Annotated in this window: 14 protein-coding genes and 1 riboswitch; of the genes, 4 read left to right on the plus strand and 10 right to left on the minus strand. The window is 38.5% G+C overall.

Annotated features, from left to right (window positions below; genetic code table 11):
- Positions 1–50 precede the first annotated feature (50 nt).
- The 6 genes from cobT to QM524_RS24315 form a co-directional block, all read right to left on the minus strand.
- Positions 51–1,091, minus strand: a complete 1,041-nt coding sequence (gene cobT, locus QM524_RS24290) for a nicotinate-nucleotide--dimethylbenzimidazole phosphoribosyltransferase (RefSeq protein ID WP_283346631.1) — start codon at positions 1,089–1,091, stop codon at positions 51–53.
- Positions 1,088–1,792: a Dph6-related ATP pyrophosphatase gene (locus QM524_RS24295; RefSeq protein WP_283346632.1), complete on the minus strand. Its 705-nt coding sequence runs from the start codon at positions 1,790–1,792 to the stop codon at positions 1,088–1,090. The genes cobT and QM524_RS24295 overlap by 4 nt, the downstream gene beginning before the upstream one ends.
- Positions 1,793–1,827: 35 nt before the next feature.
- The gene (locus QM524_RS24300; RefSeq protein ID WP_283346633.1) at positions 1,828–2,331 is read right to left on the minus strand and encodes a bifunctional adenosylcobinamide kinase/adenosylcobinamide-phosphate guanylyltransferase; all 504 of its coding nucleotides are present in this window, start codon (positions 2,329–2,331) and stop codon (positions 1,828–1,830) included.
- A gap of 98 nt (positions 2,332–2,429) precedes the next feature.
- Positions 2,430–3,362 carry an ABC transporter substrate-binding protein gene (locus QM524_RS24305; protein ID WP_283346634.1) on the minus strand — a complete coding sequence of 311 codons (933 nt, stop codon included), beginning with the start codon at positions 3,360–3,362 and terminating at the stop codon, positions 2,430–2,432.
- 290 nt (positions 3,363–3,652) lie between these two features.
- The gene (locus tag QM524_RS24310) at positions 3,653–4,249 is read right to left on the minus strand and encodes a DUF6580 family putative transport protein (RefSeq protein ID WP_283346635.1); all 597 of its coding nucleotides are present in this window, start codon (positions 4,247–4,249) and stop codon (positions 3,653–3,655) included.
- A gap of 63 nt (positions 4,250–4,312) precedes the next feature.
- Positions 4,313–6,280: a TonB-dependent receptor plug domain-containing protein gene (locus QM524_RS24315; RefSeq protein WP_283346636.1), complete on the minus strand. Its 1,968-nt coding sequence runs from the start codon at positions 6,278–6,280 to the stop codon at positions 4,313–4,315.
- 163 nt (positions 6,281–6,443) lie between these two features.
- Positions 6,444–6,647, minus strand: a riboswitch (cobalamin riboswitch).
- A gap of 388 nt (positions 6,648–7,035) precedes the next feature.
- Between QM524_RS24315 and QM524_RS24320 the strand changes: the two genes are divergently transcribed.
- From QM524_RS24320 to QM524_RS24335, 4 genes are all read left to right on the plus strand, one after another.
- Positions 7,036–9,333 (plus strand): GH92 family glycosyl hydrolase, encoded by a 2,298-nt coding sequence (locus QM524_RS24320; protein WP_283346637.1) that lies wholly within the window; start codon positions 7,036–7,038, stop codon positions 9,331–9,333.
- A gap of 461 nt (positions 9,334–9,794) precedes the next feature.
- Positions 9,795–10,178 carry a hypothetical protein gene (locus QM524_RS24325; protein WP_283346638.1) on the plus strand — a complete coding sequence of 128 codons (384 nt, stop codon included), beginning with the start codon at positions 9,795–9,797 and terminating at the stop codon, positions 10,176–10,178.
- A 193-nt stretch (positions 10,179–10,371) separates the two neighbouring features.
- Entirely contained in the window at positions 10,372–10,716 is a 345-nt protein-coding gene (locus QM524_RS24330; protein WP_283346639.1) for a hypothetical protein, read from the plus strand.
- 41 nt (positions 10,717–10,757) lie between these two features.
- Positions 10,758–11,087, plus strand: coding sequence for a hypothetical protein (locus QM524_RS24335; protein ID WP_283346640.1), 330 nt, complete (start codon positions 10,758–10,760; stop codon positions 11,085–11,087).
- A gap of 119 nt (positions 11,088–11,206) precedes the next feature.
- Here QM524_RS24335 and QM524_RS24340 read toward each other — a convergent pair whose 3' ends face one another.
- The 4 genes from QM524_RS24340 to QM524_RS24355 form a co-directional block, all read right to left on the minus strand.
- A complete protein-coding gene (locus QM524_RS24340; RefSeq protein WP_283346641.1) occupies positions 11,207–12,679 on the minus strand; it encodes a calcineurin-like phosphoesterase family protein in 1,473 nt (490 codons plus the stop codon).
- A gap of 274 nt (positions 12,680–12,953) precedes the next feature.
- Complete coding sequence (locus QM524_RS24345) at positions 12,954–14,390, minus strand: SusD/RagB family nutrient-binding outer membrane lipoprotein (RefSeq protein ID WP_283346642.1); 1,437 nt, start codon at positions 14,388–14,390, stop codon at positions 12,954–12,956.
- 10 nt (positions 14,391–14,400) lie between these two features.
- Entirely contained in the window at positions 14,401–17,856 is a 3,456-nt protein-coding gene (locus QM524_RS24350; RefSeq protein ID WP_283346643.1) for a SusC/RagA family TonB-linked outer membrane protein, read from the minus strand.
- Between the two features lie 145 nt (positions 17,857–18,001).
- Entirely contained in the window at positions 18,002–18,979 is a 978-nt protein-coding gene (locus tag QM524_RS24355) for a FecR family protein (RefSeq protein ID WP_283346644.1), read from the minus strand.
- Positions 18,980–19,021 lie beyond the last annotated feature (42 nt).

A 19,021-nucleotide genomic window follows, 5' to 3' on the forward strand; every position in this document is an offset into this window, starting at 1 on the left:
TTTTTATACTTTCAGCATAAAGCCTAAAGCTGACCGCCAAAAGCCCAAAGCTAAACATTGGATACTCCTGCTGACTCAAAACTCGCCATTTCGTTCATAAAGTTTACCGCAGATTGGATAATAGGATATGCCAAGGCACAGCCTGAACCCTCCCCTAAGCGCAAATCTAGTTTGAGTAAAGCATTGGCTCCTAGGAAATCCAACATAGCCTTGTGACCACTCTCGTCTGATTGATGACAAAAAACGGCATAGTGCGAAATATTGGGTTCTATTTGATGCGCGATCAAATAGGCAGAAGTGGCAATAAAACCATCAACCAACACAATCATGCCTAGTTCGGTTGCTTGTAGCATAGCTCCTACCATTTGTGCAATTTCAAAACCACCAAATGCTGTCAATACTTTTAGTGGAGTATCTAGTTTACGATGTAAATCTTGAGCTTTTTGTAAGACTTGTAATTTAGTTTTTAAAGCTTGGTCATCCAAACCTGTTCCCCTGCCGACGCATTCTGATAATGGTAATTTGCAAATTTTACTCATGATCAGACTTGCTGACGAGGTATTACCAATCCCCATTTCCCCAAAACCAATGATATTACATCCATTTTCGAAAATCTTTTGAATAAGTGCCGCTCCCCTATCAATGGACTTTTGTCCTTCCTTGATACTCATGGCTGGCTCTTTCAAATAATTGTTCGTGCCAAAAGTATTTGGAATTTTATTGTGAATGATAGGAAGATTTTTCTCAAAAGTACCGTTAACACCTGCATCTACCACCTCTAAGGTAATGTTATGTTGACGACAAAAGACATTTATTGCTGCCCCACCTTGCACAAAATTCATAACCATCTGATAGGTCACTTCGGGAGGATATTTACTGATGCCTTCTTGTGCAGCACCGTGGTCACCTGCAAATACGACTAAATGAGGTTTTTGTAAGGAAGGATTTAAAGTTTGTTGAATCAGCGAAATTCGCAAAGCAAGTTTTTCTAATTGCCCCAATGCGCCTACTGGTTTGGTTTTGAAATCTATTTTATGCTGAATAGCCTCTAAAATAGATGAATCTGGCACGGGGATATGGAACGTTTTCATAAAGGAATCAAATCTGTAAAGTAATATGTTGTTCGATGCATATTGAGGGCTGCATCCTTGTATTCGTAGGTCTTGTCGACGGTCTCTCCTATCTCAAATTTTATTTCTTGGCTAAAATAAGGTGCTTTAAAAACGAATGTATGAAACTCACCATTTTCTCCGCAGGGGTCGATATTGGGTGGAAGGTCGTTGACAAAGTCTTTGTCGAGGATTCTGCCGCAAAAACTTTTATCTAATAAGTTTCCATTCACACTAACCACAATGGTTTGGAATCCTAGAGACCAAAACTCTTCTAGCAATTCCATCGAATCTCTTTTCCAAATAGGGAAAACACCTGTAATACCTTGTTGAGCCAAATGTTCTTCTCTATGCTTACGAAGATCTTCTAAAAATATATCCCCAAAAATGGAGTGCGTAATCCCCTGTTCCAGTAATGGATTCAATGTCTCAGCCATTCGTTGCTGATATTCCTCCATGGAAACTGTTTCTGGTAAACGAAGCGTTACAAGAGGTTTGTCGATATTTTGGGCTTGCTGTTGGAGCAATTCTTCACGTACTCCGTGCATAGAAATACGTTTGAAGGAGTCATTAACCGAGGTAAGAAGCGTCTCGACACTCAAGTTAGGGTCTTTAAGCGCATGATAAAGACTCAATGCTGAATCTTTACCACCCGACCAGTTCATGAGGGCTTTGTGTGTCATGAAATATAATAGTTTAGGAACAAAGTCAGTTACACCTACTTAATCTGCACAGGAATCCCGCTTACCATCAAGGTTGCTTTTGTTGATTTTTGGGCAAGATATTGGTTGACCCATCCCTGTAAATCTACAAATTTTCGACCTATATCAGTTTCTGCGTGGACGCCCATACCCAGTTCGTTGGTAATAAAAATAATAGTAGCATTAAGCTTTGCCAATTCATCAATTTCTTGTTTCGCTTTGCTTAAACAAACTTCAATATCATTTTTTTCATCAATAAAAAAATTCGTCAACCAAAGTGTTACGCAATCAATCATATACACTTTTTCGGCTTCGATTACTTTACTGATATTTTTTTCTTCTTCTATCAAAGTCCAACGCTCGTCGCGGTCACCACGATGACGTTCGATTCGTTTTTCAAAATCTCCATCCCAATGCCTTGCTGTAGCAAGATACGTTGGGGATTGTGAAAAACTGAGAGCAAGATTTTGTCCGTAGTTACTTTTTCCACTTCTGGCACCGCCAGTAATCATCCAAATCATGATATTATATTTATAGCTGTTGGCTTGGGGCTTTCAGCATTCGGAATTTCATTTATTTAGGTAGAAACATTTTTACACTCAAAACTCAGCACCAATATTTACACCAATACTGATTCGTAAATATTCACAGCTTTGTGTTTTAAATGTGCTGGAATTTCAAAAATTTCTGGATGAAATAATGCCGCCAATACCTCTATCCCATTGACCAATGTGGAAGCACTTGGTTGAGTAAACATATCAAAATCTGCCAAATACACTTGTTTATTCTGAACCGCTTGGAGTTCTTCCCAACCCTGTTGTTTTTCAAGCATGAACAACTCTTCTCTAGCGCGTTCGGTTTCGAATCCACAAGGGGCAATCACCAAAACTTCTGGATTATAACGTTTTATTTTATCAAAATCGGTCACAATGCTGTAGCCCGCAGGATTACTCAGCATATCTATTCCTCCCGCAAAAGCAATCTGATAAGGTATCCAGTGCCCACAATTATATACGGGCTGAATCCATTCCAATAGACTCACTCGTCTAACGGGTGCTTTGTGTTTACGTAGGGTATCAATTACCACGTCTATTCTAGCGTTGAGTTTGGATAAATACTCATACGCCGCTTCTTCTTTTCCCAAAGCTGTTGCAATCTGAATGGCACAATCAAATACATCCTTGAGATTTTTGGGTGTAAGTGCCACCAATTCTGGAACCTTCGGCAATTGAGCTACTGCACTTGCCGTACAAACGGTATCTATTTGACAAACTTCACAAACATCCTGCGTAAAAACCACATCTGGAGCGGCTTTTTCGAGTCGCTCTTGCTCTACGTAATACAGGCTTTTTCCTTGGGCTTTGTAAGAAGAGAAGATTTTATCAATCTCATCGCTCGTGTAGTTATTATCCTCTAATACGCAACGCACCACAATCGCTTTTTCCTTTCGGGATTCCGTACTACATTCAAATGTCACACCATAAAGGTCTCCCTGAAGATTCATATCATAAATCATCTGGGTAGCAGCTGGTAAAAAAGAACAGGCTTTCATATTGGCTATGGGGTTTGTGGGTAATGGGCTTTGTGATCTGGGCAGACAGCTTTCGGAAAAGGTTTCTATGCTTGCCAAATAAACATTTTAAACTTTTACCTCAAGACCTATTGAATTCCATCTAATGCAGATAAACACCTGTTTATCAAAAACTTAAAATTCATTATTTAAAAAAAGGTGAGAACTACTATAGTTGATCCGAGTATATATTGAACAATAGGTTATAGGTATGATTGAGAAATTAAAGAGTGTTACTTTGAAAAATTAACCAGATTTTTCAGAACTAAATACTAAGCTTGTTCAAAGGCAATATTCGGTAATTTTGTTTTTGCAAATTCAATAGCGCCAAACATCACGGCACCATAACCCAATGTTCCTGCTAAGAAATTAAGCATATATGGGTATCCTTGGATACAACATTGGATTAAGCCATTCAAATCTCTTGAAAGTGGTCCGCCTGTGCGAATATCCATACCTCCACCAAACCAAACACCAAAGTCAACCAGCAACCAAAATCCTACCGATGCAGCTACACCACTCAATAAGAAATTTTGAAGATTTACTTTTTTCATCAAAACTTTTCCTAATAATACAATTCCTGCAAAAATGGCGTAATTGTACATCCAGCCACTATACATGATACCGTATTTTCCACCATAAATCATCCCATTGATGATTAAGTCAGAAAATAAAAGTGTCAATAAAGGAAATGCGAAGGCTTTCCAGCGTTGAGAAAAATAAGTACCTCCAAATAAGCCCATAGCGCCAATTGGCGTAAAATTACTCAAAGGATTGAGACATGAGGCGTTGATGAGGCGTGCTGTTCCTACCAAAATTACAATTGATAGTAGCAGACTTACACGTGGATTTAGTTGTGTTTTTGTCATGTTTGTAATCGTTTTTACTGTTAGCAAGGTAGAAAAACAGTGCTTTCTACCTTGCCTCGCTTTTTAGTGAATACTAAATACCGCTCCAGCCATGAAGTTACGACGACGGCTATTGTAGCCTGGCACGTCCGAAAACTCCTTGTCTGTAAGGTTTTTCAAATCAAAGAATAATTTGATAGTCGAATTGATTTGATACTCTGTATAAAAATCTAATGTTGTGTAATTTCCGAGAACAACTTTTGCATCGTCGTAAGGACCACTACTTGCTTTGCTTACCGAACGAAGTGCTAATTGAGCTGACCAATTTCTCAAGATTTGATAAGCTACATTTACGTTAACTGTATGTTTTGGACGACGGAAAAGATTGGCATAGGTGGTGTCTTTACCAGCTACTTGTGTAGTTACTTCGCCATCTACAAAGGTATAATTGGCTTTTACTTGTGCTTTGCCAATAGCCCATTGAGCATCTACTTCAAACCCATGGTCTTTCTGTTGACTCAAGTTTACATAACGTCCCCAAGGGTCTTGGTTGATACTGATGTAAGCAATCACATCTTTGATATTGCGCTTGAAGTACACCCCACGAATATATGACTGGTGGTTTTTGCTAAACAATTGAGCGCCGATTTCACCTGTTTTACCTACTTCTGGCTTCAAAGCTTCGTTGCCATAAGGAGAGAATAATTGGTATAAGGATGGCGCTTTGTAGCTTGACGAATAGGTAGCTAATACTTTTAATCTTGCCCCAACCCAATAGAACGGATTAACGTTATACGTAAAGTTGTTACCATAAATAGAGTGATTGTTGTAGCGTCCACCAAGTTCTAAACCAAATCCATTGAAGTCTTGCAAATTCAAAGAAGTGTAGCCACTAAACAAACTGGTATTGGCAGTAGACGCTTTTATCGCTGGACTCTCATAAGGACCATAGCTACTAATAGACAAATAGGTTTGATCGGTATTTTGCCAACGGTTTTCGACACCTAATACCCATTTGATTTTATCAGAAAATGTATGAGCATAGTAAGCCTCCGCAAATCTTGCTACGCCACGGTAATAACCATAAGAATATTTGGCAAAAGCACCAGCCTCCACATGAGCCGAATCGTCGATATACACTCTCTGACCGTTAGTTTGCTGAAAATTAACGGTTAGTTTGCCATTTTTCAATTGATAATCGCCACCAACAGACCAAAGCAAGTTTTTGTTTTCAAAAGTATAGTCTTTTTCATCTTTGAAAGCCCCTGCATCCAAGTCTGTTTTGTAATAATTGCTCATCAAATCAGCTCTCAAGGTTAAGTTTTCACTTACCTGTTGACCCAATTTTACCTGAAAATTATTCTGCTTAAAACCGTCATTATCATAAGGAGTTTTGGCTGTTTCTGGCTGTTTAGCCGCAGAGATACCATTTGATTTTGTACCATTCCACGACAAACCATACGTCGTTTTTTTGTACTGACCACCTGCATTTACACTTGCGCGGTAGGTATCATAGCTACCGCCAGCCAAACTTCCGCTCAGACCTAATTTTTTACCACTATTTTTGGTAGTAATGATGTTAATGACACCTGCAACTGCATCAGAGCCATATAAACTTGACTGACCACCTTTTAAAATTTCGATACGCTCGATTTGGTCGATCGCAATCAAGTTGATGTCAAACGACGTAGACGCACCAGAAGGGTCATACACAGGCAAACCATCAACCAAAATCAAGGTGTAGCCAGCGCCTGCACCACGCAAATACAAATCTTGGTTTGTACCAAGTGTATTTTGAGAACCAATAACCGTAAGCCCAACTTGCTGGTTTAGCAACTCGCCTACAGTTTTACCTTTGCTACGTTGAATCGTAGCCGCATCAATCACTGACACCACTTTACCCGATTGAGATTGCTTTTGTGGGTACTTGTTGGTACTCACGACAACTTCATCAAGAACTTGAGATTTTTCAGCATTTTGAGCAATACCTTCTACACTTGCGCACAAGGCAAGCAATACAACTGATGGAAATAACTTTGAAGAATAAAACATTTAGAATTTGAACTTCCATTTTCTTATTCACCCACTTCAAAACATTCATTCCAATACTGCAAAAGGCAGCACAGAGAACTGTTTAAAAATGTTGATAATGGTCAATAAAAAAAGCGAAAATACTTTGCGAACGCTCGATTTTTGCTCATCCTCCGTAAGCGCGTATCAAGAATAATCTATGGCAGGTCTCCTGACTTCACTCGTCAAACTCGAACCTTCCCGAAATAAATTCAGTGGTTATGAGGATTGAGTTGACACGATTGAGTGTTACAGTTGCGGGGACAGTTCAGGTATCACACCTGATTCCCTATTAAGCTTTGAGGTTTTTGCTGGGAAAAACTAAAGCACCATAAACTGTTGGCAAAGTTATGGAAAAAATTAGGACAAAAAAAATAGCGTATCAACTAAATCGATACGCTATTCCAAACTACACCAAATATTATTATGATAACCACAATTGTGGCTCTCGAAAGTCTTGTTTCATTTAAAAGCACTTTGATTTTACAAATTTGAGTATTTATTATTAATAATAAAATGAGTAAAATTACTTAATTGTTAGCAAAATTTATAGATTTAAAATAAGTGCTTTCTTAAATTACTCAAAAAAACCGATAAAGTCACAAACTTTTATTTTTCGGGCTCTCATGTAAATGCGTATAATCATTTCAAACAAATCTGTTAACTTCAAAGCCAATCTCAATTTTTACATTAATTCTATAATCAAACATTTTTTTACTCCCTGAAATTTTAAAAAAATGACCCATTTTCTAAAAAACTCAAAAATCTTAACACTTTTATTCGGCAGTTTGACTCTTGGCACACAAGCCCAAACCGTTGATAAAGTAAATGACCCCGTAGAATGGATTAATCCCTTGATGGGTACAGCCTCAAAACCTAGTCTCTCTACAGGAAACACGTATCCAGCAATCGCTTTGCCTTGGGGGATGAATTTCTGGATGCCACAAACTGGCAAAATGGGCGATGGTTGGGCTTACACTTATGATGCCGACAAAATTCGTGGTTTCAAACAAACTCACCAGCCAAGTCCGTGGATCAATGACTATGGTCAGTTTGCTATTATGCCAATCACAGGTAAAATTCGTTTTCAAGAAGACCAACGTGCAAGTTGGTTTTCGCACAAAGCCGAAATTGCCAAGCCGTATTACTACAGTGTGTATTTGGCCGATCATGATGTGACCACCGAAATAACACCTACCGAGCGCGCTGCGGTCTTGCGTTTTACTTTTCCCAAAACTGACAGCGCCTTCGTAGTAATTGATGCTTTGGATAAAGGTTCTTTTGTGAAAATTATTCCTGAAAAAAATCAGATTATTGGATACTCGACCAAAAATAGTGGCGGAGTTCCAGAAAACTTCAAGAACTATTTTATCATCCAATTTGATAAGCCTATTACCTACAAATCTGTTTGGAAAGCAAAGGAATTGCTTGCGAACGAATTGTCTGTTACAGATAACCACGTAGGTGCTGTTGTTGGCTTCAAAATTTCAAAGCGTGGAGAGCAAGTAACTGCTAAAATTGCTTCTTCTTTTATCAGTTTTGAACAAGCTGAGATAAACCTAAAAGAAGTAGGAAGCCAATCTTTCGAAGAGATTAAAAATCTAGGAAAAGGCATTTGGAATACCACTCTTTCAAGAATTTCAGTAGAAGGAGGCAGTGTAGACCAAACTCGTACTTTTTACTCGTGTTTGTATCGTACGATGCTTTTTCCAAGAAAATTCTATGAGTTAGATGCTAAAGGGAAAGTTGTACACTATAGTCCGTATAATGGTCAAGTATTGCCTGGCTATATGTTTACAGATAATGGATTTTGGGATACCTTCCGCGCCGTGTTTCCATTCTTTAACCTAATGCACCGTAATTTGAACTCACAGATTATGGAAGGGTTGGTAAATGCCTATAAAGAAAGTGGATTCCTTCCAGAATGGGCAAGTCCCGGGCACCGTGATTGTATGATTGGTTCAAACTCAGCATCGTTGATCGCTGATGCTTATATCAAAGGCGTGAGAGGCTTTGATGTTGAAACACTCTATCAAGCGATGTTGAAAAACAGTGAGAATGAAGGGCCATTGACATCGGTAGGCCGTAAAGGTGTAAAATACTACAACGATTTAGGATATGTGCCTTATGATGTAAAAATCAACGAAAATGCTGCTCGTACTCTTGAATATGCTTATGATGATTTCTGTATTTATCAGTTAGGAAAAGCATTAAATAAGCCTGCTTCGGAATTAGAACGATTTGCAAAACGTTCACAAAATTATAAGAACCTTTATGACCCAAGTCATAAATTGATGCGTGGTAAAAATGCTGATGGGACATTCCAATCACCTTTCAACCCGTTCAAATGGGGCGATGCCTTTACAGAAGGGAACTCTTGGCATTACACATGGAGTGTATTCCATGACATAAAAGGATTATCAAATTTGATGGGTGGTAAAAAGGAGTTTGCCAATATGTTAGATTCTGTTTTTGTAGTTCCACCAGTTTTTGATGACTCGTATTATGGTTTTGTGATTCATGAAATTCGTGAAATGCAAATTATGAATATGGGTAATTATGCACATGGTAATCAGCCTATTCAGCACATGCCTTATTTGTACAATTACGCAGGACAGCCTTGGAAATCGCAATATTGGGTACGTGAGGTAATGAACAAACTCTATCAGCCAACACCAGATGGTTACTGTGGTGACGAAGACAACGGTCAGACTTCAGCTTGGTATGTTTTCTCAGCAATGGGCTTCTACCCTGTTTGTCCGGGTACAGACCAATATGTTTTGGGTGCTCCATTGTTCAAAAAAGTAACCTTATCACTTGAAAATGGCAAACAGGTTGTCATCAAAGCGCCAAATAACAGTGCTGATAACAAGTATATCGGAAATCTAAAATGGAATGGTAAAGACTATTCTAAAAACTGGTTGAGCCACAATGATTTACAAAAAGGAGCAACTTTAGATTTCTTGATGCAGTCAAGCCCAGCGACAAACAGAGGTGTATCGGAGACTGACATTCCTTATTCGTTTGTGAAGTAATATGGTTTGATTAGTTGTGGTAATTTTTGAGAACCTCCACAACTTTTGCCTATTTATACAAGCAAAATATACATTTTAAAAGCGCTTTCTGATGAATATCAGGGAGCGCTTTTTCAGTTTATAATTAGTCGTATTTTAACGAGTTAAAAATTTTCAGAGTATTCCTAGAGTAGTTCTTAAGTAATCGTGTAGAATAAGATGTTTAGGCAATAGGTACAAGGCAAAGAGTGTTAAAATGTTTTTTAGTAACGATGAATAGGTTTTTGCTGAATGCCCACCGCTGAAAGCCAAAGGCTCAAAAATTAAATTTTATTTTGCCCACCAACTTACTTAAGCACTGAAAAAAGTGTGATAATTTCTCGTTTAATAATTTAAAGTGACAAATCTTGCCTTGTTTTCGTTTAAAGGTAAAATTTGTACTTTATTAATAAATTCACTTAAATCTTAGGACTTTCTCGCCTATGAAATCACAACAACTATTCCTTTCTATAGGATTTGCTATTATTATTACCTCCATTTATCAAGTAATTTCAGTCTGGAACACGCCGATTACTTTCAATATTCCAGTTCTGTTTTTCAATGTTTTTTTACTGGCGCATTTCGCTTTGGCTTTCAAACATGTTTTGGCATCACAGAAACTTCCTTATTTCTATTTAGGAGGGTTATTGGTAGCTTTGAGTATCAATGGATTTATGCTAAAAATGGAAGAAGCATCCTTGATTTCACAAGTTTTGCTTACAGTTACCACCATTTCATTGAATTACATGAAATCCAGTATTGACGAGCAAAATTGGGAAGAAGATAACTATGTATTACTCGATAAGAGAGAATTAGTGGAATTGTAAATACTCGTTTAAAACGAGCAACTCTTTTTAACAAAAATCCTTGATAATTGTTCGTGTCGTAATATTTACGCCGAACAATTATCAGGGATTTTTCTATTAAATCGTAAAAATATTCAGTCAAAATCTATTGGTTTTTGATCACAACTGATTAATTTAGGAGTAGTACACCTTTCAATTTTTCAAAAGCAATTATATGAAAAAGTTCTTAATCCCTCTCCTGATATTAGCAACGGTAAGTTTGATTCTTTTTTGTCATTTCTTCATTGATATTTACCCAACACTCGACCGATTCCAGCTATTTTATGGAAGTATGCTTATGGTGGTAGGGCTTTACCATTTGTATAATTTACAAACCATTTTCAAGTCAATAGAATCTTTTAGGGATTTCATTTGGGATTATTTTCCCCTTAGTTTATCTATTAGTATTTTTCAAATCGTCTGTAGTTATTCCGTATCAATCTGGTCATTATTGGGCTTATTTTCTTTGAGTGCTGCCTACCGACTTTGGAATGTAAGCAAAAAATTACCCTCGAAATAGTATATTCCACTCAATTTATTTCACCTAAACTATCACTCATTATGAATCTTCCAAAATGGTTACTTGTAGCTGGCATACCGATCATTGTCAACGTATGTTTTGCACAATACAAAACACTCTATTTTCCTTTTGACCAAGGCTCTATTTTATCACTTTCATTGATATTCATCAACCTTGTACTTTTTTATTTTTTGAGTAAATATCTTAGAACTCCTGAAGGGAAAGACTCGCCTTTGAGCGTTGAGTATATTTACGCTGGTTTAGTCATGAATATTGGTATTTGGATAGCTGATGTTTCGACAGTTTTTGTGACTATTTGCTTGATTATCATTGTGATGCGTCTTTATTTTCTCCAGACTCGAAATGCTTAAATAGCCACAATATTAGTCATCCCAATTTTTAGGATTGGGATGATGCCCCAAGTTTTATCAAAAAAGCGGTCGGAAAATATTTTCCGACAGCTTTTGTTCAACTACCCTTATGTTGCGTTTTATAAATTTATTTGTTCCGTATATTCATTCCCAAATCTATCTGTAGCTTTCACCACAATGATTTTGGCTTGCGCAGAAGGTTGTACAAAAAATAGGTGGTCAGTCAAAGTTGGATCTACAAACTTATGTTTCTTTGGTAAATCTGGTCCTGCAAAAAGCTCCACAGCTAATGGATCCAATGAAACTTTTTGCTCCATTGCTCCTTTTGCAATGCCATCTTCCCACCATTCAACTTTCCATTTTTTATCCCAATTCCAAACATTGGCAATAATACTTTCTGGAAAATCCTTATTTGCTCCTTTAGGATACACTTTCAATTGATATGTGGCAGGTTTTCCCGTCCCTTTATAATACCAAGAGATATTTCCTCCATCAACCTGATACACACCATATCCACTTGGAGAACCATCTGTGCAAATGGGGCCTGTCCACCAAGCACCACAAACCGTTCCGTGAACATGTTCGATGATGTTGCCTTCCTCCCATTTTTCATTCACGTGGGTATGTCCCGACATAATATGCGCTTGGAAAGGTTCAAGCATTTTATACAATTGACGTCTGTTGGCAACGGTACCCCCAAGTTCCTCCTCTTTGAGTTTATTACGACGAGCATGACCTGTGTTGGTCGGGATATGTAAACTTACCACGACGGTTGAGCCTTTGGGCACAGAAGCCAAATCTTGCTCTAACCAATGCATTTGGTTTTCAGTGAGATAACCAACGTATTTCTTAGCTGTTCCCATAAAGAACACATCGTCTAAAACTACATAGTGAACCTTGCCACGGTTGAAAGAATAGTAAGTTGGGCCGAAAGTATTTTTAAAGGTTTTTGAAGAAAAATCGTCAGTTCTGGCATCCAAATCCATGTCATGGTTGCCAATGACACTAAAAAATGGAATCTGAGCTTTTCCAAAAGCTGAAATATAATCATCCAACAATTCGAAATGATCCCACACTAAATCGCCACAACCAATACCATGAAAAAGAGTATCCTTCGGAGCAGCTTTTACTAATTCAGCCAAATCTTCGCCCGACTTTTGTAGTTCTTCAGCATCCTTTTTAGAAATAATCTGAGGATCAGCCCAGACTACAAATTGGTGTTTGGTATCATCAACAGATAGTGGCTTCAGGGTAAAGTTTGCTTGAACATTGCTTTTTGAGGTATCTATTTTTTGATAAAAACGCGCAACCCCTTTTTCATTGGGAAACTCGTACCCCGACGGAACACTGATGTAAACAAACTCCGCTTGTGAATGCGCCTTAATTTGGTATTTACCACTATTATCGGTTCTGACAACGGTATAACCATCCGTAACTGATACTTGAGAGATACCTTTGCCATTGGCAGAAACGGTCCCTTTGATTGTTACAAATTCAGTAGAGGTAGACAGCTCATTCGCCATGACCGACGGCGTACTGAGCACTGCCCCTCCTATTCCAATATTTTTAAGAAAATTTCTTCTGTTAAACATATATTTTGGTTGTTTTTTTAGCTAAACATTAAAGCTGAATTGTGAATTAGTGGTGTAAGAAGCTTGAGTTTTATCATTAAAATAAAAATTGATATAGCGGCAACCGCAAGGGTTGCCGCTACACCCCAAAAATTATAAATAAGAACTTTATTGAACAAAATAAAACCTTCATTCAACACTAATTCCAAGTGCAAAATTTATACATAAAATACTGATTATTAAATCTTTACATTCAAAATTCATCACTCACAATTCACCACTCATATTTACCTCATCACTTCGTCCACCAAGTTTTGGTATTAATATCGTCTGCTCCCATTTGCGCTACAGCTTTGTCGTAATTTGCACGGTTAAGCGACTGGGTTGATAAGGGATATTTTAATCTCATCGGCATTTTGCCATTATTTTCAACACCTTTACCAACTGGCAAAACGGGATATCCTGTACGCTTATATTCAAACCATTGTTGCATATCATTGAAAAATAGAGCAATGTATTTTTGCGTCATGATTTGTTGCAGAGTTCCGTTATAAGCCACGCCCGAACGGGTCAAAAAATCTGTCGGTTGAGTTGCCCCCCAATATTTCATCGAAGCAGCAATCCCTTTTTCATAATGGTCCTTGGGACTGTCGGTGGTATAACCTTTCAACGCAGCCTCAGCTAACAAAAACTCTACTTCCGCATGCTGCAAGATAGTACCTAAAATTAAAGAAGTTTTAAGGTTTTTGTTAAGTTTTGAAGAACTTATCGCGTTCATCGCTGGACCTTCGGCTATGGTATAGCCACTTGGAATACCTGTATATTTACCACTGGTTTTCGTAGCCCAAAGATCCAATCTTGGGTCGGACCAAGTGCTTAGGGTTTTGATAAAAAACTCTGAAACCGCATTTGCTCCATTAAAATCATAATCACGAGTACTGGTAAAAGGATTCAACAAGGGCGTAACTTGTGTGAATTTCAGCGCTGCACTTTCATCAGCACTTTGCATTAATGGATATTTGTCTGGACTAGACAACATGGTCTTTATCTGTGCCTGAAAAGCAGGGGATTTTGCTTCACCACGCATCAATAGGCGCAAACGGAGGGAATTAGTAAATTTTTTCCAGCGCAAAGTTCCTACCGTACTTTTATCTGCCCCAAACAAGGCATCTTGCCCTAAAGTAAGTGTTTTTGTCACATCGTACAAGGTATTTGCGGTATCCAATTTGGCAATCAAATCTTTATAAACGTCCTCTTGCTTATCAAAAGTAGGATTTACCACATAATTGGGATAACCTTTTAGTGCCTGTGAATATGGGATATCACCATAAATATCAGTTAAGTTGGCAAATAACCAAGCCTTTAAGGTCAGTCCAATGGCTAAATAATTGGGCTGAGACATGGCTTTGGCCTTTTGAATCATATCTTCGATATTAGTCAATGACAAATAGTAATTGCTCCACATATAATCTGACTCACTCGGAAAAAGCACATAACGGTGAAAGACCGTATTGCCTTCAGTCAATGAAACTGTTACTTGCATCAACTCATTGTTGAGACGATGACTTCTATTTAAACCCGTATTGACCCCTTCCAAAATAGCAGTATTCATAAAACTTCCTGCTGTTGCCGACGATACACCCTCTGGGTCGTGATTAAGTTCCTCCATGCCTTCTGTACAAGACGTCAGAGCTAGGACAAGGAATGCATATAAAAAGATAAGTTTTTTCATATTCAGATAATTAGAAAGAAATAGTAAGGTTTGCTCCCATAGTACGAGTAGATGGGAATTGTCCAACTTCTAAGCCTGGCGTAATGGTGGCATTGTCGAGCGTAGATGTTTCGGGGTCAAAAGCTGGGAAAGTTGACCATACGAATAAATCACGACCGTAAATTCCGATACTGGCAGTTCTCAGGAAAGTCTTACGAAGTATTTTTGCTGGAATCGTGTAAGCCAAACGAGCTTCACGAAGTTTTACAAATGAAGCATCAAATGTATTAGCTTCTACATTGTCACGACCATACCATTTGTTATAATACGTTACGATATTAGTCGCCTTGGTGGTATTTGGCACATATTGACCGTCAGCATTGAAGGTTACTCCTTCGCCAATAATACCGTCGTATCTACCTGCTAATGTAGCTGTGTTCTTGCCTTGTTCGCCTAAAATAGAGTTAGTCAATGAGAAGATTCTACCCCCTTGACGAATATCTAGCAAGACAGAGAGACTCCAGTTTTTATATTTAAAATTATTTGAAATACTTCCTCTCCAGTCAGGATTTGTGTTGCCTAGGTTCACAAACTGGTCAGTAAGCACAGGGTATCCATCTTTGTCAAATACAATTTGTCCTTCTGGCGAACGCTTGAAGCCAAGCCCGTAAATTGTTCCTAAAGGTTGACCTTCTCTAGCCTCCACTGTTACACGGCTACCAACGTATTTTGCCAAAATAACACTTCCAGTTTCATTGTTTAACTCCAATACTTTATTACGGTTCATTGACCAGTTTACCGTCACATCCCATGAGAATCCAGCATAATTTTTCACTGGATTACCATTCAAGGTTAACTCAACACCTTTGTTTACGACTTTACCCATATTGATGAGTGAAGAGCTATATCCAGAAGCATATTCCACTGGTGCATACAAAATTTGGTCAATTGTAGTTTGCTCATAAACGGTGGCGTCCAAACTCAAGCGATTTTTGAAGAAACGCCATTCTGTTCCTGCCTCAAAAGAGTTGTTTCTTTGGGGCTTTAAATTCGGATTGGCAATTACATTAGGACTTTCTAGTTCGCCGGGAAATGTACCAGAGTTATAGATTTTTTCTAAATTATACGTGCCAAGTCTGGCATCATATCCTACGCTGGCATACGCTCCACGGATTTTACCGTAGCTTATCCAATTCGGCATATTAGTCATTTGAGATAAAACCAAACTCAACGTTGCTGATGGATAAAAGAAAGAATTATTTTGTTTTGGTAAAGTGCTACTCCAGTCGTTACGACCAGTTACATCCAAAAAGGCAAAATCTTTGTAGCCAAGGTTTACAAAACCATACAAACTGTTGATTCGCTTCTCGGCACGGTCACTTTGTGTGAGTGGTAATTGCTCAGAATTTGCCAAATTATATACCCCAGGAATCACCAAGCGGTCAGCTAATTGATTGGTAAATTTTTGACTTTGTTTCAAAACATTCCCTCCAAAACTGGTTGTTACTTGCCACGTTTTTTCGAGTGGCAATTTGTATTTCAACAAAAAATCAGAGTTAGATTCTAGGTTAAATACATTTTGCTGACGGTACATACCTGCCTGAAATTTTTGGGTATTTTTCGGACGTTGTTGCGAACGAAATTCATAACCCATATCCAAACCAGTACGCACCGTCAAATCCAAGCCTTTCAAAATATTGTAGGTAGCCGACATGGTACCCGTTACATTGTGACGACTCGATTTGTTCAGCATTTCATATACAATCAAATAAGGATTATCAATCAAAGAGCTAAAAGGGTGATTTTGTTCCAGACCTTCTTTGCCAGGTAACCAGTAAGGCTGATACCAATCCAAATTAACATTCGGGTTTTGGAAGGCAATGAAATACATAATCGACTGGTTGTTGTAGCCCGTCGACGGAAGGTTATCGCTAAATTTATTGTAATAGTTCACCTTAGCAGAAGTACTCAGCTTAGCCGAAATCTGTGAATTATTTGAAAAACCTAAACTAATGCGCTCATAACCTGTATTTGGCAAAATCCAGTTATTCTTCATTTGCGAGAGGCTCAAACGAGTATTGCTTTTGTCTTTCACATTGGTAATCGAGATATTGTTTGACAGGGTTACTCCTTGCTCAAAAAAGTTTTTGCGATTGTCAGTGTAAGGTTTCCAAGGAGTTCTTTCAGTAAAAGCACCATTGGCATCACGAGGCGAGTCATACTGATAAAATAATTGACCATCAAATTTAGGCCCCCAAGCCGAACTTGTACTTTGCGTTCCTGCACCATCTGACGTTGTGCCATACGAGTAATAATTCTGACCAGCCGTTCCCTGACCGTACTGATATTGGTAGTCTGGCCAACGATTTACTTGGTCAACACTTACATAAGAGTTAAACGAAACCCCAAGACCTTTTTTGTCCTTACTTGCGCTTTTGGTCGTGATAATAATGGCTCCATTTCCTGCACGAGAGCCGTACAAGGCAGATGCAGCAGGACCTTTCAATACGTTGATAGACTCAATATTGTTAGGGTCTATATCTGTCAGAGCACTACCAAAATCGATGGGAGAATCACCACCCAAATACGCGCCATGTCCTACACCTTGAAAAGAAGTATTGATCGGTTCGCCATCGACCACAATTAAGGCACCTGGAGAGTTGAAATCCAGAATACTTTCCCCACGCAATGTCACGCGACTACTGCCCATTGGTCCATCGGTTTTGGTTAGGTTCAAACCCGCAACTTTACCCGATAGTGCGTTCATAAAGTTGTTAGAAGGGGCATCCGTCACAGCTGAGCCGTCAAGTTTTTGGGTTGAATATCCTAGGGCTTTTTCTTCCCTTTTAATACCTAAGGCTGTTACTACTACCTCATTGAGATATTTATTATCTTCTGATAATTGAACATTGAGGTGATTTCTTCCTTTGATTGGTACCTCTTGAGAAGAAAATCCCACAAAGGAAAATAATAATACAGCGTCTTTATCTGAAATACTAATTTTAAAGTTACCGTTGGCATCAGAAGTGGCGCCTTTACTTGTGCCCTTTACCGATACGTTTACCCCTGGCAAGGCATCGCCTGTTTGAGCATCGGTGATTTTTCCACTTACCGAAGTGTGGTCTTGCGACTTTGGGCTTGCTTTTAGAACAATTTGATTATTTCCAGAAAAGCTAAAATCAATATTTCTGTTAGAAAAAATACCGTTCAGCACTTGTTTCAGGTTTTGATTTTGGGCAGAAAAAGTGACTTTATCTTTCTCGGAAATCAAACTTCCTGCATAGACAAAACGTACGCCAGTTTGTTTTTCGATTTGAGATAAAACGTTTTCTAAACTCTGGTTTTGAGCCTGAACCGAAACTTTGTTGTTCAATACTTCTTGTGCTTGGGATACTTGTACATGACATACACCAAAGCCTAAGGCCAACGAGAGTGTTGGCACTGAGATGATTCGCCTAATTATTAGCGAGAATCGTTTTTTTTGCATAAGTTTGCTTGAGATAATAACCTATAAGGGCACCTTGTAAAAGGGGCTACAACATGGGGATTGTTTGCAAGGTTAATGAAGCTCGACCCTTCATTGACCTTTTTTTATTTGTAAAATTGTCTAAAACTATATTTTGGACTCGTATTTATTGGCAAATTCCTTTTATAATAACCTCCTTTCCTTTGATTTGATATTGTATTCCTAAGGACGACTGCATCAATTGTAAAACTTCTTCTAAGCTAGCATTTTCGAAAGAGGCAATCCAAGTGCAATCCATTAATTGAGGATTTTTAACTTGAAATGACACCTCATACATTCGCTCTAACTTTCTAAAAACCAAATCCATACGCTCACGCTTGAAGTAAACCTTTCGTTCTCTCCAACTGATTGACTCTCTGGCATCAATGATGCTTGATTGACTTAAATTCGCTTTTTCACTTTGATAAGTACAAACTTGATTAGGAAGAATGAGACAATTGCGTTGTGGATTATTGGCCATTTCTACCGCTACTTTCCCTGTCAATACGGTCACGTTGGCTTGGTTGTCTTGTGTGTAATCATGCACATCGAAAGTGGTGCCTTTCACCGTGGTATTCAAGTGTTTTGAGCTAACTATAAAAGGCTGTTGAGGGTTGTGAGTTACTTCAAAATAGGCTTCCCCTTCTAAATATACGTGACGAGTTTGTCCTTGTAGTTTTGTGGGAAAACGTAAACTTGAGGCTCCATTCAAAAATAACTTCGAACCATCCTCCAAAGTAACTGTGGCATGCTCTCCTGCTTTTGTTTTGATAGTCTGATAACTTAACTCATACTCGGGTAATGGTTGGTTGTATTTGCCAATCCACTTCCACGCCAACATAGAAATTAACAAAACACTAGCGGCGATTCCAGCACGAAGTGCCCACGAAGTTACCAAACGAATGATTGGGGTATCTTTTTTAGAGGATATATTTACCCACATTTTTTGCTGAGCGTTCGATAAAGCCTCCTCAGAGTCGGAAGGTTGAAAAGACTTATCCTCATAGAGCGATTGCGCCCATTGGTCAAAAAGGGCTTTTCCCTCGGGGCTTTCCTTGCCACTTAGGTATTCTTGTAAAATTCGCTCCTGCTCTTTAGAAATCATTCATGTAAAGGGAAATGGGGATGTTTTCCTTCCCTTTCATGT

The sequence above is a fragment of the Flectobacillus roseus genome (assembly GCF_030056595.1).
In the GTDB taxonomy this organism is placed as follows: domain Bacteria; phylum Bacteroidota; class Bacteroidia; order Cytophagales; family Spirosomataceae; genus Flectobacillus; species Flectobacillus roseus.

Bases quoted from the DNA above. Each gene is read 5' to 3' on its own strand.
- QM524_RS24345 (WP_283346642.1), bottom strand. From the start codon at position 14,390: ATGAAAAAACTTATCTTTTTATATGCATTCCTTGTCCTAGCTCTGACG.
- QM524_RS24300 (WP_283346633.1), bottom strand. From the start codon at position 2,331: ATGATTTGGATGATTACTGGCGGTGCCAGAAGTGGAAAAAGTAACTAC.
- cobT (WP_283346631.1), bottom strand. From the start codon at position 1,091: ATGAAAACGTTCCATATCCCCGTGCCAGATTCATCTATTTTAGAGGCT.
- QM524_RS24335 (WP_283346640.1), top strand. From the start codon at position 10,758: ATGAATCTTCCAAAATGGTTACTTGTAGCTGGCATACCGATCATTGTC.
- QM524_RS24340 (WP_283346641.1), bottom strand. From the start codon at position 12,679: ATGTTTAACAGAAGAAATTTTCTTAAAAATATTGGAATAGGAGGGGCA.
- QM524_RS24325 (WP_283346638.1), top strand. From the start codon at position 9,795: ATGAAATCACAACAACTATTCCTTTCTATAGGATTTGCTATTATTATT.
- QM524_RS24330 (WP_283346639.1), top strand. From the start codon at position 10,372: ATGAAAAAGTTCTTAATCCCTCTCCTGATATTAGCAACGGTAAGTTTG.
- QM524_RS24315 (WP_283346636.1), bottom strand. From the start codon at position 6,280: ATGTTTTATTCTTCAAAGTTATTTCCATCAGTTGTATTGCTTGCCTTG.
- QM524_RS24320 (WP_283346637.1), top strand. From the start codon at position 7,036: ATGACCCATTTTCTAAAAAACTCAAAAATCTTAACACTTTTATTCGGC.
- QM524_RS24355 (WP_283346644.1), bottom strand. From the start codon at position 18,979: ATGATTTCTAAAGAGCAGGAGCGAATTTTACAAGAATACCTAAGTGGC.
- QM524_RS24310 (WP_283346635.1), bottom strand. From the start codon at position 4,249: ATGACAAAAACACAACTAAATCCACGTGTAAGTCTGCTACTATCAATT.
- QM524_RS24350 (WP_283346643.1), bottom strand. From the start codon at position 17,856: ATGCAAAAAAAACGATTCTCGCTAATAATTAGGCGAATCATCTCAGTG.
- QM524_RS24295 (WP_283346632.1), bottom strand. From the start codon at position 1,792: ATGACACACAAAGCCCTCATGAACTGGTCGGGTGGTAAAGATTCAGCA.
- QM524_RS24305 (WP_283346634.1), bottom strand. From the start codon at position 3,362: ATGAAAGCCTGTTCTTTTTTACCAGCTGCTACCCAGATGATTTATGAT.